Here is a 14,976-nt window from a genome sequence, read left to right as displayed (position 1 = left end):
GTAGCGTAAAAAATGAAAATAAATGTTGAGAAACTTCAAGAACCTTTACTAAAAATTGCCAATAAAGTGGATAATAATAGTGTCTTACAGGCCATCAAGAATGCCTTTATTAGCAGTATTCCTTTTACTGTAGTTGGTTCATTTTCAAATCTGATTAAAATGCAAATTGACGCGTTTTTTGGAGACACATCAATTGGACAAACGGCCTCAAAAATATTTGGCAATGTGTATCTTGGAACCTTAGGGATAGTTGCTTTACTAATCGTATTTTCTACAGCGTATAATTATGCGAGAGAGTTGATGCGAAAACATCCGGAAGCTAATATTAATCCTTTGTTAGCAACACTATTGGCTTTTGCAGCGTACTTTGTAATGGTACCAAATAATGTCAACTTTGCAGATAGTACAGCAGATATAGTACAAGGTTACGCCAATAACTTTTTCAGTTATGAAGGGATGTTTACGGCTCTTATTGTAGGATTGTTAGCTGTTTTCTTCTATTCCGTATTAGCTAAACGTAAAATTGCCATTAAATTACCAGGAAATGTTCCACCTAACGTATTTGATTCATTTTTCGCCTTAATTCCAATTTCAATTGTTTTATTAGGCTGTTCAGTAGTAAAAGTTGCGATTGAAGCATTTGACTTCAATTCATTTATGGACTTAGTTAGTCAACTGTTTGTCCAACCTTTAACATCAGTAGGAACGGGATTGCCAGCGATAGTTGTCGTTATTTTACTGCAACAAATTCTATGGTTCCTAGGTTTACACGGCTTTAATATTGTCTGGGGTGTTGTTTCTGCTTTATGGTTGCCAGTTTTCTTAGAAAATGTAGCCAAATTTGCTGAAACAAATAGCTTTGATAATATTTCAATTGCACCAAATACAATGACAAATGTCTATGCTATGATTGGTGGTTCTGGAGCCACATTTGGATTAATTTTAGCTATTCTAATCTTTACGCCTAAAACCTATAGTGGACGAGAAGTTGCAAAACTTTCATTTATTCCAGGACTATTTGGTATCAACGAACCAATTATTTTCGGTTTCCCAATCGTTTTAAATCCATTAATGTTCATTCCTTTTGTTTTTGTTCCAATTTTTAATGCCGTTGTCGCTTATATAGTGACAAAAATTGGTTGGGTTGTACCATTAGTTGTGTTAAATTCAGGAAATGAACCAATATTTATTAGTACATGGATTTTAGGAGCCTTCCATTTAAGTCCCGTAATTTTGACAGCCGTTTTAGTTGTCCTAGACGTGATTATCTATGCACCATTTGTTCGTATGAATATGAAATTTGACCAAAGTCAATTGCTTAATGCGGAGAATCAAGCCTAAAAGAAACGAATAGAACTGAGATAAAGCTAACTAGTTTTATCTCAGTCTCTAATTTTTTATCATGGCCATCTCTTATGAGTCAGTCCTTCGGAAAAAAGATAAAAATTCGAGGTGGCAAGAAGCGCCACATCAATTTTTCCTATTTTCTTGTCGGAGCTAACCGACTCAACGAGCTTTTTATTAAGGCCAGCTCTTATGAGTCAACTCCTTGAGAAAAAGATAAAAATTCGAAGTGGCAAAAAGCGCCACATCAATTTTTCCTATTTTCTTGTCGGAGCTAACCGACTCAACGAGCTTTTTATTAAGGCCAGCTCTTATGAGTCAACTCCTCGAGAAAAAGATAAAAATTCGAAGTGGCAAAAAGCGCCACATCAATTTTTCCTATTTTCTTGTCGGAGCTAACCGACTCAACGAGCTTTATATTAAGGAGGAGTGAGTTAAATGGAAAGCTATATTGAATTAACCATTCAGGCGAATGAAAAGAAGTTTACGGACGTTGAAAAAATTATTGCGCAGTATTTTCTTGATGGAAATAAAGAACTAGGTATTCAAGAATTGGCTAAAGAACTCAGCGTTTCTAACTCTTCTATTACACGATTTTGTAAAAAAATTGGCTTAGCGAATTATAAAGAATTAATTTATCTTTATAAGTACTCTAGCAAAGATAAGCAAAAAGAAGCAGATTCAAGTATTAGTTATGTGAATCAGAATTACTCACTATTACTAAACGATATTATTGAAAAATTAAACCGTGATGAAGTCAAGAAAGCAGCCTTAATGATTGATGCTGGCCGGATTATTCATTATTGGGGAACAGGTTATAACGCTTTTTGTGGAGAAGATTTTCAATTTAAATTTTCACGATTAGGAAAAATTATCAATGTCATAAAAGATGAGCATTCAATTGTAATGATGGCTCACGGGGTTCAAGAAGGTGATCTTGTCGTTTTGTCATCATTGTCAGGAGAAAATAACGCTGTGTTAACAGCTTTGAAAATTGTGGCAGAAAAACGAGCAAAAGCCATAGTGATTACTGCAAATGAAAAAAGTCCTTATAAAAAATTCTCAGAAGCTTTTTGTTTAACTAGCTCAATGGGGAAAAAAGACATGGGGGGGATTTCACCTCAAATTCCAGTTTTAACCGTTATTGATACATTATATACCGAAATCTTAGCCATGTACCATGAAGATACCGTTAAATCATGGATCAAATCAGAAGTCATTTTAAAAGGAAAATAGCAAAGGTGGAAAGAATATGACCATTCAATATTCCAAAGAAGTCATCGAAACATTAAAAGCAACTGTAGCCCAAAAATCTAGTAATCCTAGATGGAGTGAAGTCTTTTCTAATTGTTTTGATAATACCTTAGAAACTACAGTGAAATTAACAGAAGCAGAAGATATATTTGTGATAACAGGAGACATACCAGCTATGTGGTTACGAGATTCCTCTGCTCAAATCAAACCTTATTTAGTAATCGCAAATCAAGATCCAAAAATAAAAGAAATGATTCAAGGATTGTTAGAGCGTCAAGTTAAATGTATCTTAATTGATCCTTATGCAAATGCCTTTAATGAAACCGAAAATGGGGCGTGCTATCACCAAGATATCACTGAAATGAATGGCTGGATTTGGGAGCGTAAATACGAAGTAGACTCCTTATGTTATCCAATCGAGCTAGCTTATCTACTATGGAAAAAAACAGGTGAAACTAATCATTTCACTAAAGAATTTAAGCAAGCAGCCGAAACAATCATTAATCTTTTTAAAACGGAGCAACGTCACGAAAATTCTACTTACCGGTTCGAACGTTTTGGTGAACGTCCAGAAGATACATTATCAAACAATGGCTTAGGAGAACCTTGTGGCTACACTGGAATGACTTGGTCAGGATTTCGTCCAAGTGATGATAGCTGTACCTTTAATTATTTAGTTCCAGCAAATATGTTTGCAGTCGTTATTTTAGGTTATTTGGCAGAAATCTTCGAGGAAATATATCACGAAAAGACAGCAGTTGAAGAAGCAAACCAACTAAAAGAAGAAATAAATCGAGGTATAGAAGAATGGGGTATCGTCGAACATGAAGGCAAAAAAGTTTATGCTTATGAAGTTGATGGCTTGGGGAATTATGTATTAATGGACGATGCCAATGTCCCTAGTTTATTAGCTGCTCCATATTTAGGATACTGTGAAATAGACGACGCTATTTACCAACAAACAAGAGCAGTGCTTTTATCGGAAAAAAATCCTTATTATTATGAAGGAAACTATTTAAAAGGTATTGGCAGTGAACATACACCTAAAGAATATGTTTGGCCAATTGCACTGGCTATTCAAGGTTTAACAACCAATAAGAAAGCTGAAAAAATAGAAATGCTAAATAAGTTAGTTGAAACCGAAGCAGGGACAAATTACATGCATGAAGGAATCAATGTGAATAATCCTAACGAATATACAAGAGAATGGTTTTCATGGGCGAATATGATGTTTTGTGAACTGTTACTGGATTGTTTAGAACTGTAATTTTAAGTATTTGTATGGAAAATGAAGCACTACAATGGAGAAAAAACATTGTAGTGCTTTTTTTGAGTAAAAAATAAGTAGAGCTTAGTGTTGACATAAAGCAAAATAAAGCTTAAGATAAAACATACCGAATGAATGTTTTTTTGAAAGGAGAAAAATAATGAGTAAAAAATATAATACAGAAGAAACGATTAAAGCTATTTTAGATGTTTCAACACAATTATTTGTTGAAAAAGGTTATGAGAAAACGACCATTCAAGATATTGTCAACAATTTAGATGGTTTATCACGTGGGGCTATTTACCATCATTTTCAATCAAAAGAAGAAATTATTGATGGTGTAATCAAAAGACTAGTACCAAATACTAAATATATAGACGCGATTAGTAACCGAAAAGATTTAAATGGCTTAGAAAAGATGCAACACTTACTTTTGGAGACTTTATTAAATAAAGAAGTTGGTACATCATTTGGCTTAACCTATTCTTTATTTAACAACCCCAAATTTTTTATGCTCTATATGCGAAATAGCAGCGAAGTCCTATCACCGCAAATTGAAGCCTATATCATTGAAGGAAACCAAGATGGATCTTTATCTGTGAAATTTCCTAAGCAAATCGGTGAGATTGTTGTGTTATTGCTAAATACATGGTTTACTCTTGCTTTGTTTCCCAATACAGTCGACACTTTTTGGGATAAAATTCAAGCATCAAAATATGTTTTAGATTCCATAGGAGTGAATATTTTAAGTGATGAAATAATTAGCAGAATTAAGCATGAAATTAAAGAAAAAGAGGGAAAGTATGAATAAAAATAAACGAAATAAGCCAATCTTGAAATTTTTAAAAATAGGAGCACTGTCTTTGATAGGGTTGATCGTCATAGCCTTTGGAAGTATCTATGTTGCTCACCAAATAAGTTTGAAAAACGAGGAGTCTAAAATAGAGTCCTATGGACAAAAAATAGATGTTTTTGATGGGACCATGAATGTTCTTGTCGAAGGAAAAGGAAAAGAGACGGTTGTATTGCTGACGGGGTATGGGACAGCAAGCCCAGGACTTGATTTTAAGCCGTTAATAAAAGAGCTGAAAACTAAGTATAAGGTTGTTGTAATTGAGCCTTTTGGCTACGGATTAAGCAGTCAAACCAAACGTGAACGAACAGCAGAAAATATGGTTGAAGAAATTCACGCTGTTACAGAAAAGTTAAAACTAGATTCATTTATTCTAATGGGGCATTCAATTGCTGGAATCTATGGTTTAAATTATGTAAATACCTATCCAGAAAATGTTGAAGCATTTGTAGGAATTGACTCCAGTACCCCAAATCAACCTTGGCCAGGTTTTAAAGATGCATTTCCAAACTTCCTACAAAAATCAGGAATCTTTAGATTGATGGTTAAATTAAACCCAGAGAGCTTTAAAGTCGGAGATATGGATGATGCAACTTTTGAACAAATACGTTTACTAACCATGAAAAATATGAGCAATGAGACCATGCGTAAGGAAGGTTATGCCTTAGATCTAAGTTTTGAATCAGCTAAAAAGCTATCTTTTCCAAAAGAGTTACCGGTACTTTTATTTGTAGCTGAAAAAAATGAATCAACTCTTGACGGATGGCTCGAATTACATCAAGAACAAATAGCTCATTCAGTCAAAGGAGAAGTCATTGAATTACCAGGAACACATTATTTGCATCATACGCAATCCAAACAAATAGTCAAAGATTTAAACCAGTTTTTGAATTAAAAAATAGTGGCTCTAACTAGCAAAAAATCCCTAAAGCATCTTTTTTATCAGGTGCTTTAGGGATTTTAGATTACAGCTATTTTATTCTTTTACTAGCTTCTCTTTAACTAAGTAGTTGTGAGCTACAGTTTTAGGAGATTTTCCTTCGACATTGACAGCATAATTCATTTTACGCATTTCAGCATCAGTAATTTTTCCTGCTAGTTTTGATAAAATAGTTTCTAATTCAGGATATTTCTCTATTGTTTTTGTTAAAAGCAAAGGTGCGCCTTGGTAAGGTGGGAATAATTCTTTATCATCTTTTAAAACAGTTAACTTGTATTGGGCTAGTTCACTATCTGTTGAGTAAGCATCTAAGACGTTAATACTACCAGATTCAATGGCAGAATAACGCAATTTTGGTTCCATCGTTTGGACCGATTTAAAGGTTAATTTATACAAATCTTGAATACCTTTATAGCCATCTTGACGATCAGTGAATTCTAAAGTAAAGCCTGCTTTAGCAGTATCTGCTAAAGGAATTAAATCAGAAATAGTTTTTAATTTGTAGTCGTTGGCCAGTTGCGGTGAAACGGCTAAGGCGTAGGTATTATTATAAGCCATTGGTTTCAAATAACTCATTTGAAATTTCTTAGCGACACCATTTTTAGCTTGTTGGTAAACTTTATCAGGGTTATGAGTTTCTGCATTTTCTTCTAAGAAAGTTTCCAGCACAGTTCCAGTAAATTCTGGATAAATATCAATATCGCCATTTTTTAAAGCATTAAATAAAAAGCTAGTTTTTCCCATATTTGGTTTCAATGTCACGGTTAAATCAGAGTCAGTTTCAATTAATTCTTTATACATATTAATCAAAATATCTGGTTCTGCTCCCAATTTACCACCGATTACGATTTCTTTTTGAGGTTGATTGAGTAAAGGCAAAAGAATAAAGCCTAACATAATAACTGTGATTCCACCAAGTGTTAGCAATGTTTTTTTGAAAGAAATCCGTTCAAAGAAACGCAATAGATAGTCAAATAAAATCGCTAATAAAGCCGCTGGAATAGCACCTAATAAAATTAATTGATTATTATTACGATCAATTCCCAATAGAATTAAGCTTCCAAGACCTCCAGCACCAATTAAAGCTGCTAACGTTGCTGTTCCAATAATTAAAACCATGGCGTTACGAATTCCAGCCATAATCATGGGCATAGCAAGTGGTATTTGCACTTTAGATAAGCGGCGCCATAGATTCATTCCCATAGCATTACTGGCTTCAATTAGAGAGGAATCGACTTCAATAATACCTGTGTAGGTATTTCGTAAAATAGGCAATAAAGCATAAATGACTAAGGCAATAGTAGCAGGCAATGTTCCAATACCTACCAAAGGAATTAAGAGTCCTAGTAAGGCTAATGAAGGGATTGTTTGAAAAATCGCGGTAATTTGAATAATCGGTTCTGCAATTTTACGATGATTACTTAAATAAATCCCTAGAGGTAAGGCAATTAGTACTGCAATTAAAAGTGCTATAAATGAAATTTGAATGTGTTGAAGTAACGCAGTAGTTAATTCATCTTTCCGTTCAAGTAACGTATCAAAGAAAAGTTTCATAGGGGCGCACCTCCTGTCTGGAGTTTAGACGCAAGAAAAGCAACAAGATGCTCCGCTGTAATTGTCCCAATAATAAGAGAACTCTCTGGATTTTTAATTGAAATCTCAGATGCATTTGTTAGTTTAAGAACTAAGCTATCTATAGAGTCGGAAGGGACTAAAAAATTGGAATCTAGATCATTTAGTATATCAGTTGTTAAACAAGCGTAACAATTTGCATCCAATAAATCCTGAACGGTTCCAGCCTCCTCAATTGGAATATGACCAGATTGAAGAAATTCTCGGACAAACTCATTTTTTGGTTGTGCAGCAAGCTCTGCTGGAGTCCCAATTTGTTCAACCAGCCCATCTCGCATAATACAGATTCGATCGCCCAAAGCCAAAGCTTCTTGCATGTCATGGGTGACGAAAACGACTGTCTTCTGAACTTTTTTTTGAAGTTTAGCAACATCTTCTTGTAATTTTTTACGGCTAATAGGATCAAGAGCACTAAACGGCTCATCCATCAGAATAATATCAGGGTCAGCTGCCAGAGCACGAAGAACACCGACACGTTGTTGTTCTCCGCCAGAAAGTTCAGCAGGCTTTCGATGACGATAACTTTCAGCATCTAATCCGACGCTATTTAGTAAGTCCGTTACTCGATTTGCCAACTGATTCTTGGGCCATTTTTTCATTTCAGGCACAATTGTGATATTTTCTTCGATAGTCATATTCGGAAAGAGCGCAATTTGTTGAAGAACGTAACCGATATTCCAGCGTAATTCATTTAAATTATACTCACTAATTGGTTTTCCTTGAATTCTGATTGTACCAGTAGTCAGAGGAATTAAACGGTTAATCATTTTCAAAGTGGTCGTTTTCCCGCTACCACTAGGACCAATTAATACAAAAAATTCTCCAGCTTTTATTTCTAAATTTAAACTAGAAACAACTGGTGTATCTGCTTGGTATTCTTTTGTAACATTTTCAAATTTAATCATTTCTTTCCTCCTTAAAGTAGAATATAGATAGCTATAGCTCGAAATTTAATTTTTTACCATGGAAATGGAACGCATTAAAAAAAGTGAATGCATAATTGTAGGCCTGGTTAGAAAGTCGGAAAATAATCTAAGATGTCAATCCAGTTCGTATCTCTAACCGTGACTCTAGGCTTAACCAAAAGCTAAGAGCTAACCGAACAAAAAAATTGGTTTAATTTAGTAACATTGTCTACCAATTCATTATACCGAACCTTTGTTCTTTTTGTAAAGCGAACAAGTTATGAAGTTTAGATTATCTTTCTAATCAGTAAATGTGACTATCAAAAAGTATAACAGTTTATACGAAAATAATTAATATATTTGCTTGGGAAAAAAAAGACCTTTATCCTGAATATAGGATAAAGGTCTTCTTATTTGCTTTAGTTTGCTAAGCGAAGTTCTAAACGTTTTGAAACAAGAGAAAGTGCATAACAGACAATAAAGTATAAAAATGCCATAGCGGCAAACATTGGTAAGACAGCATTCGTATCTTGCCCATAAATAATTTTAGCATTGTGGGTTAATTCAGGTAAAGAAATAATCACAGCTAACGAAGTATCTTTAATCAATGCAATAAACTGGCTGACAATAGGTGGCAACATTTGTTTAAAGGCTTGTGGAAAAATGATACTAACTAATGTTTGAGAATAAGTTAGGCCTGTTGAACGACCTGCTTCCATCTGTCCTTTTGGAACTGCATTTAATCCGGCACGAATAATTTCTGATAGCATAGCTGATTCAAAAATCGTTAAGGCCGCAACAGAAGCCCAGAAGATACTTAATCGAATCCCGATTTGCGGTAAGGCAAAATAAGTAAAGAAAATGATTAAAAGCAAGGGTAAATTACGAATAATATCTGTTAGAATACCAACTAGTTTTGAGGCTACAGGTACTTTCATAAAACGTACTAGACCAATTAGTCCGCCAATCACAAAACTGAAGAGAATTGAGAATAAGGCAACTTGAACAGTTACTAACAATCCATCTAATAAAAAGCGGATATTAATCCACGAAAATGCGTCAAAAAATTGCAATCAAATCTCCTCCTTTAGGCTTGGACTTCTAAGCGGCGTTCGACATACTTCATTAAATAAGAGAGTGGCAACGTTAAAATTAAATAAAAGGCTGCAACTACAATATAGGTATCAAATGTATTAAATGTTTCACTGGCAATTAAATCACCTTGATACATTAAATCTAACCCAGCAACTATTGCTAAAACTGATGAGTTTTTAACTAAGTTGATAAATTGATTCCCTAGTGGTGGAATAACAATTTTAAAAGCTTGCGGCAAAACAATATACCACATTGCTTGGACATATGTGAAGCCAGAAGAAAGTCCCGCTTCCATTTGTCCTCGTGGAACTCCATCGATTCCTGCTCTGACAGTTTCTGCAATAAAAGCAGAAGTATAGATAGTTAAGCCAATAGTTCCTGCTGTAAAACCATCGATTTGGAACCAATAAAGTGGAACAACAACATAGAAAAACATAACAATAACAAGCAAAGGAATATTTCTGAAAAATTCAACATAGGCTTTTGCTAAATTTCTAATTAGTTTCGTATGAGATAACTGAAAAATGGCCATTAATGTTCCGATGATTAAACTGAAAAGTAACGCTAAAATACTTGAATAAAGAGTAAATTTAAAGCCTTCCAGTAAAGCGTCAGAGTAATTTGAAAAAATAGTGAACATCAGCCCACCTCGCTTTCTTTTGGTTTGATTTTAATTGGGTTATTTAGGGAACCATTTGTCATAAATTTTATCATAAGTCCCGTTAGCTTTTAGTGTCGCCAAGGCTTCATTCACACGATTTAAAAAAGGTTCTTGTCCTTTATTAATGGCGATACCATAAGGTTCATCTGTAAAAATATCACCTGCTAAGGTATAGTCAGGGTTTTCTTCAGCAATCCCTAATAAAATACTATTATCTGTTGTCATGGCATCCCCTTGACCAGATTTTAAAGCCGTGAAAGCTTCTGCATAATTTTCTAATTCTAAAATTTTAGCTTCAGGAGCTTTTTTACGAATATTAACGGCGGAAGTTGATCCTTTTACTGCAAGTAAGGTTGTATTAGCATTTAGGCTTTCTATTCCTTTAATCGGACTGCCTTTTTTTACTAACAACGATTGTCCAGCATCAAAGTAAACATCAGAAAAATCAACTACTTTTTTACGTTCGTCTGAAATGGTCATGGTAGCAATGATGGCATCGATATTCCCATTTTTCAAAAGAGGAATCCGCGTTTTTGATGTTACTTCAACAAATTCAGCGTGTCCTTTTGAGCCAAGAATTTCTTTCGTAATGGCTTTAGCAATATCAATATCAAAGCCTTCCACATTACCTGTACCAATATTAATTAAGCCAAATAACCGCGTATCGGTTTTAACTCCCCAAACAATCTCTTGATCTTTTTCAATTCGTTCTAAAATATCTTCTCCAGCAACACTTTTTTGACCACAGGCCCCTAAAAGGCTGGTCGAAAGGAGAACAAAAAATAAAAGAGCAATTTTATTCCATTTTTTCTTCATTTTTGGACCTCCTTATTAATGATTGATGATCTTACTTAGGAATTGCTGTGCTCTAATTTCTTTAGGTGCTTCATAAAAAGTATGAGCTTCTTCATCTTCTAAAATTTGACCATCTGCCATAAAAATAACACGGTCTGCAACTTCTCTAGCAAAACCCATTTCATGAGTAACAACGACCATAGACATTCCTTCACGAGCTAAATTTTTCATTACTTCTAAAACTTCTCCAATCATTTCAGGATCTAGAGCAGAAGTAGGTTCATCAAATAACATGACTTCTGGTTGCATTGCTAAACCACGAGCAATCGCAATCCGTTGTTGTTGCCCACCTGAAAGTTGAGAGGGGTAGGAATCTTTTTTATCTAGCATGCCAACTTTTTCAAGTAATGTTTCGGCTAAGGCATTAGCTTCTTCTTTTGTTTTTTTCAAAACCTTGATTGGGGCTAACGTAATGTTTTCCAAAACCGTTTTGTGAGGGTACAGGTTGAAATGTTGAAAAACCATTCCCATATTTTTACGAACTTCATTGATATTGGTTGTTTTACTATGCAAATCAATGTCATTGATTAAAAGAGAACCTTCCGTAATATCTTCTAACCCATTAATACAACGCAACATCGTACTTTTACCAGAGCCAGAAGGTCCGATAACGACCACCACTTCACCTTTTTTAATTGATAAATTAATATTTTTTAGTGCATGAAATTGACCATAATACTTTTCCACATTCTTAAATTCAATCATAATGCCACACTCCTTCTTATAAAATTAGAAAAGCTTCACCATCTCAAAAACAAACGAGTAGCGAAGATTTAGTACACTAGTATTAAAAATGATTCTTAACACGTTGGGAATCATTTTTGGACTCTTGTTAACTATCATGTAAGAAAAGATTACATGTTTTATTTAGATTAGAAAACGGTTAACAAAAGCTTCATTCATTTCTCATTATAATCTGAAAAAGTTTGATTTGTAAAGCCCTTCGATTAAAAAAAAATACTAGTACGCTTTCATTGTTGTTAAAAGAGCATTTGAAATAACGCTTGAAGTAATGAATTTAATTTGTTATGATAAGAGAAATTGAGATACATAGAGAAATGGAGGTGTGAAAAGATGAGTAAAGCAGAAAAAAGCATGGCTAATTTTACAATCTTATTTGTAACATTTTGTCATAGTGTTATTTTTAATCCAGTACTAACAAGGGTGGAGTCTGCCCATAATTGGAATTACCAACTTAAAAATAAACTGCCAGCTTGTCTTTCCTACACCTATTAAATAAACAATAGTGAACTGTAAAATGAAATGAGTAAGAGGGCAGGTAGGGCTAATTAGCGCTACTTGTCTTTTTGCTGTGATTTATCATGGTTCTTGTTGCTTTAGCAACTTAGAACCATGATACACATCCATCAAAGATGGACTGTGATCCATAAATGTTGGTTTACAGAGGTTCTTGTTGCTTTAGCAACTTAGAACCATGATACACATCCATCAAAGATGGACTGTGTTCCTATGAGAGAAGCAACATATGCATCGACCAACAGGGAAGGATATAATCCCAAAATAGAGGTCTGAAAATAGAGTGTATTTATTCGGTTAGGCTCAAAGCTGGCGCTAAGGAGCACATACAAAATGTACATTCATATACAAGAAATAGAAAAAAGTTACGGGAGCTTGCTTTTATTCGAAGAACTATCACTAAAAATTCCCCAAGGACATAAGATTGGTTTAGTGGGAGATAACGGTAGTGGAAAATCGAGCTTGTTTAAATTAATTACAGGAGAAGAGAGTCCTGATAAAGGTCTAGTGATTCGAAAAAAAAATCTCGTATTAGGTTATCTAGAACAATTACCAGAAGTGCCAGGAACCACCTCTGTTCAAGAAGTTATTGAAGCTGATTTTAAGGAATTAATTGAGATACAACAGCACTTGAAAGAGCTAGAAAAGCAGATGGAACAAAGTGTTGAGGGGGTAATCATAAAAAAATACGGTGTTTTACAAGAGAAATTTATTCAGTTAGGTGGTTACGAACTTGCCTACCAAATTGAAAAGATGGCTTCAGGCTTAGGTATTCAACAGTTACTAAATAAACCATTTAATCAGCTAAGTGGCGGAGAACAAACAAAAGTTGGATTAGTAAAGGTTTTATTAAAAGAGCCAGATTTATTATTGCTTGATGAACCTACGAACCATTTAGATTTACATGCAATTGAATGGTTAGAACACTATCTAAAAAGTTATCAAGGAACCTTATTTACGATTTCCCATGATAGGCATTTTTTAGACCAAGTCGTTACAGAAATCTATGACCTAGAAGATGGAGAAATTCAAGTTTATCAAGGAAACTATACTCAATACCAAAAAGCTAAAAAAACACGCCTGCTTAAAGAACAACAAAATTATGAAGAGCAGCAAAAGAAGATTAAAAAATTAGAAGATGCTATTCGACGTTACAGACAATGGGGCAACGAGAGTGGTAATGAAGATATGTTCAAAAAAGCTAAGAGTTTAGAAAAACGCTTAGCTCGTATGACTCAACTCACACGCCCAGTCTTAGAGAAAAAGCACATCCAATTGAAACTTGCTGTGAATCAGCGAAGTGGAAAAAAAGTCGTTACATTTTCAAATGTACAAAAAAGTTACGGTGCAAAGCAGCTTTTTCAACAGCTTAATTTCCAATTACAGTGGGCCAAACATATCGGGATTGTAGGTGAAAATGGTGTTGGAAAATCAACGTTAATTCGTTTACTTTTACAAGAAGAACAGCCGGATTGTGGAACGATTGAACTCGGCGAGCAAGTTAAAATTGGTTACTTGCCGCAAAAAATTGAGTTTTCAGATGAAAATAAATCTGTATTAGAAACTTTTCGTTTTTATGTAGCAATGGAAGAAGGGGAGAGCCGAGGATTTTTAGCTCAATTTTTATTCTATGGCAGTGATGTCTTTAGATTAGTGAAGAATCTTAGTGGTGGACAGAGAATGCGTCTAAAATTAGCTATTTTAATGAAAGAAGAGACGAATTTATTGATTTTAGATGAACCAACGAATCATTTGGATATTGCTACTCGTGAGGTTGTAGAAGATGTGTTAGCTAATTATACTGGAACTTTATTGGCTATTTCCCATGATCGCTATTTTCTTGATAAATTATTTAATGAAATTCTTTGGCTGACACCAACTGATATAACGCTTTTTAATGGAAATTATCAATGGGCTAAGAAAAAGAAAGAAGAGCAAGCTACCCTTTTGGAAAAGCAAGACATAAGTGAACGTGAAAATGGAAAGAAATTAAGTAAAGTAAAAACTGGAAAAACGGCTAAAGCTCCAACCTTGACTGATATTGAAAATTTACTACAAAATCAAGCTAAAATAGTTACAGAGTTAGATGAGAAATTAGCACATGAAACGAACCTTGAACAACTTTATAAGTGGAGCCAAGAACGTGATGAAGTGCTATTAAAAGTTAAACAGTTAGAGGATAAGTGGATAGAACTAGCGGATGAATAATGTGAATGATAGACTAATAAATTAAAAGAAGAGGATAAGTTGATTGACTTATCCTCTTCTTTTATCTAGCTGAAACGCAATTATTTTTTTCTAACGCTAACAAATAACGTTTTTTAGCAATGCCTATTTCAGAAGCACCACTATAGCCTGTCATACTGCCATTTTTACCAATAATTCGATGGCAAGGAATAACGATAGGTAAAGGATTATTTCGATTTGCTTGTCCAATTGCTCGAACGGCTTTAGGATTCTCAATTGCCACAGCAATGTCAGCATAGCTTTGGGTGGACCCATAAGGAACATTTTGAAGAGCTTGCCAAACATGTTGTTGAAAAGGGGTTCCTACTTGTAGAGAAAGAGGTACCGTAAATTTTTTTAATTCCCCAGAGAAATAGCGTTCTAATTCCAGCGCTAGTTGCTTACCAAATGGTCCAGTTGTGACTTTTTTTATAGCTAAGGCTTCTTCTTCATTTACAAAAATAATATTTGTAATTCCTTGTTGATCTTCAAGGATGTGTAGAAATCCAATAGGACTATTTATAAGCATAGTAAACACCTCTTTTTTAATTTATCAAACTGTTTTCTTCTATTATATAGTATTTTTCAATGAAAGGTAGCAGTAATTGTCCTATCTTGTTTTATTTCCATCAGCATTATGAGCTAAATGACTAAAAGATTGGTATAATAAAAGAGGAACAAATTTAT

Annotated in this window: 14 protein-coding genes; 7 read left to right on the top strand and 7 right to left on the bottom strand. The window is 34.3% G+C overall.

The window, feature by feature from the left end; all coding sequences use genetic code 11:
* Positions 1–12: 12 nt before the first annotated feature.
* From BR77_RS06395 to BR77_RS06375, 5 genes are all read left to right on the top strand, one after another.
* Complete coding sequence (locus BR77_RS06395; RefSeq protein WP_015075860.1) at positions 13–1,341, top strand: PTS sugar transporter subunit IIC; 1,329 nt, start codon at positions 13–15, stop codon at positions 1,339–1,341.
* A 441-nt stretch (positions 1,342–1,782) separates the two neighbouring features.
* The gene (locus BR77_RS06390; RefSeq protein ID WP_010051152.1) at positions 1,783–2,580 is read left to right on the top strand and encodes a MurR/RpiR family transcriptional regulator; all 798 of its coding nucleotides are present in this window, start codon (positions 1,783–1,785) and stop codon (positions 2,578–2,580) included.
* Between the two features lie 16 nt (positions 2,581–2,596).
* The gene (locus BR77_RS06385; RefSeq protein ID WP_015075863.1) at positions 2,597–3,865 is read left to right on the top strand and encodes a glycoside hydrolase family 125 protein; all 1,269 of its coding nucleotides are present in this window, start codon (positions 2,597–2,599) and stop codon (positions 3,863–3,865) included.
* A gap of 160 nt (positions 3,866–4,025) precedes the next feature.
* Positions 4,026–4,676, top strand: a complete 651-nt coding sequence (locus BR77_RS06380; RefSeq protein WP_015075864.1) for a TetR/AcrR family transcriptional regulator — start codon at positions 4,026–4,028, stop codon at positions 4,674–4,676.
* The gene (locus BR77_RS06375) at positions 4,669–5,613 is read left to right on the top strand and encodes an alpha/beta fold hydrolase (protein WP_015075865.1); all 945 of its coding nucleotides are present in this window, start codon (positions 4,669–4,671) and stop codon (positions 5,611–5,613) included. Before BR77_RS06380 ends, BR77_RS06375 begins: the two co-directional genes overlap by 8 nt.
* An 81-nt stretch (positions 5,614–5,694) precedes the next feature.
* Here BR77_RS06375 and BR77_RS06370 read toward each other — a convergent pair whose 3' ends face one another.
* The 6 genes from BR77_RS06370 to BR77_RS06345 form a co-directional block, all read right to left on the bottom strand.
* A complete protein-coding gene (locus BR77_RS06370; RefSeq protein WP_010051162.1) occupies positions 5,695–7,212 on the bottom strand; it encodes an ABC transporter permease/substrate-binding protein in 1,518 nt (505 codons plus the stop codon).
* Entirely contained in the window at positions 7,209–8,195 is a 987-nt protein-coding gene (locus tag BR77_RS06365; RefSeq protein ID WP_015075866.1) for an ABC transporter ATP-binding protein, read from the bottom strand. The genes BR77_RS06370 and BR77_RS06365 overlap by 4 nt, the downstream gene beginning before the upstream one ends.
* Before the next feature lie 419 nt (positions 8,196–8,614).
* Positions 8,615–9,268 carry an amino acid ABC transporter permease gene (locus tag BR77_RS06360; protein ID WP_010051165.1) on the bottom strand — a complete coding sequence of 218 codons (654 nt, stop codon included), beginning with the start codon at positions 9,266–9,268 and terminating at the stop codon, positions 8,615–8,617.
* Between the two features lie 14 nt (positions 9,269–9,282).
* Complete coding sequence (locus BR77_RS06355) at positions 9,283–9,930, bottom strand: amino acid ABC transporter permease (RefSeq protein ID WP_015075867.1); 648 nt, start codon at positions 9,928–9,930, stop codon at positions 9,283–9,285.
* A 39-nt stretch (positions 9,931–9,969) separates the two neighbouring features.
* Positions 9,970–10,767, bottom strand: a complete 798-nt coding sequence (locus tag BR77_RS06350; RefSeq protein WP_015075868.1) for a transporter substrate-binding domain-containing protein — start codon at positions 10,765–10,767, stop codon at positions 9,970–9,972.
* 15 nt (positions 10,768–10,782) lie between these two features.
* A complete protein-coding gene (locus BR77_RS06345) occupies positions 10,783–11,511 on the bottom strand; it encodes an amino acid ABC transporter ATP-binding protein (protein WP_010051168.1) in 729 nt (242 codons plus the stop codon).
* A gap of 369 nt (positions 11,512–11,880) precedes the next feature.
* Here BR77_RS06345 and BR77_RS19030 point away from each other — a divergent pair, with 369 nt between their 5' ends.
* Together BR77_RS19030 and abc-f are read left to right on the top strand one after the other, a co-directional pair.
* On the top strand, positions 11,881–12,042 hold the full coding sequence (locus BR77_RS19030; protein WP_155520290.1) for a hypothetical protein: 162 nt from the start codon (positions 11,881–11,883) through the stop codon (positions 12,040–12,042).
* Between the two features lie 354 nt (positions 12,043–12,396).
* Positions 12,397–14,271 (top strand): ribosomal protection-like ABC-F family protein, encoded by a 1,875-nt coding sequence (abc-f, locus tag BR77_RS06340; protein WP_015075869.1) that lies wholly within the window; start codon positions 12,397–12,399, stop codon positions 14,269–14,271.
* Between the two features lie 61 nt (positions 14,272–14,332).
* Here the strand turns inward: abc-f and BR77_RS06335 are convergent, their stop codons facing one another.
* A complete protein-coding gene (locus tag BR77_RS06335; protein WP_015075870.1) occupies positions 14,333–14,818 on the bottom strand; it encodes a methylated-DNA--[protein]-cysteine S-methyltransferase in 486 nt (161 codons plus the stop codon).
* Positions 14,819–14,976: the final 158 nt, after the last annotated feature.

The sequence above is a fragment of the Carnobacterium maltaromaticum DSM 20342 genome, from assembly GCF_000744945.1.
In the GTDB taxonomy this organism is placed as follows: Bacteria; Bacillota; Bacilli; order Lactobacillales; family Carnobacteriaceae; genus Carnobacterium; species Carnobacterium maltaromaticum.
This window is presented reverse-complemented; position numbering and strand designations above follow the sequence as displayed.

Bases quoted from the DNA above. Each gene is read 5' to 3' on its own strand.
- BR77_RS06395 (WP_015075860.1), top strand. From the start codon at position 13: ATGAAAATAAATGTTGAGAAACTTCAAGAACCTTTACTAAAAATTGCC.
- BR77_RS06390 (WP_010051152.1), top strand. From the start codon at position 1,783: ATGGAAAGCTATATTGAATTAACCATTCAGGCGAATGAAAAGAAGTTT.
- BR77_RS06385 (WP_015075863.1), top strand. From the start codon at position 2,597: ATGACCATTCAATATTCCAAAGAAGTCATCGAAACATTAAAAGCAACT.
- BR77_RS06380 (WP_015075864.1), top strand. From the start codon at position 4,026: ATGAGTAAAAAATATAATACAGAAGAAACGATTAAAGCTATTTTAGAT.
- BR77_RS06375 (WP_015075865.1), top strand. From the start codon at position 4,669: ATGAATAAAAATAAACGAAATAAGCCAATCTTGAAATTTTTAAAAATA.
- BR77_RS06370 (WP_010051162.1), bottom strand. From the start codon at position 7,212: ATGAAACTTTTCTTTGATACGTTACTTGAACGGAAAGATGAATTAACT.
- BR77_RS06365 (WP_015075866.1), bottom strand. From the start codon at position 8,195: ATGATTAAATTTGAAAATGTTACAAAAGAATACCAAGCAGATACACCA.
- BR77_RS06355 (WP_015075867.1), bottom strand. From the start codon at position 9,930: ATGTTCACTATTTTTTCAAATTACTCTGACGCTTTACTGGAAGGCTTT.
- BR77_RS06350 (WP_015075868.1), bottom strand. From the start codon at position 10,767: ATGAAGAAAAAATGGAATAAAATTGCTCTTTTATTTTTTGTTCTCCTT.
- BR77_RS06345 (WP_010051168.1), bottom strand. From the start codon at position 11,511: ATGATTGAATTTAAGAATGTGGAAAAGTATTATGGTCAATTTCATGCA.
- BR77_RS19030 (WP_155520290.1), top strand. From the start codon at position 11,881: ATGAGTAAAGCAGAAAAAAGCATGGCTAATTTTACAATCTTATTTGTA.
- abc-f (WP_015075869.1), top strand. From the start codon at position 12,397: ATGTACATTCATATACAAGAAATAGAAAAAAGTTACGGGAGCTTGCTT.
- BR77_RS06335 (WP_015075870.1), bottom strand. From the start codon at position 14,818: ATGCTTATAAATAGTCCTATTGGATTTCTACACATCCTTGAAGATCAA.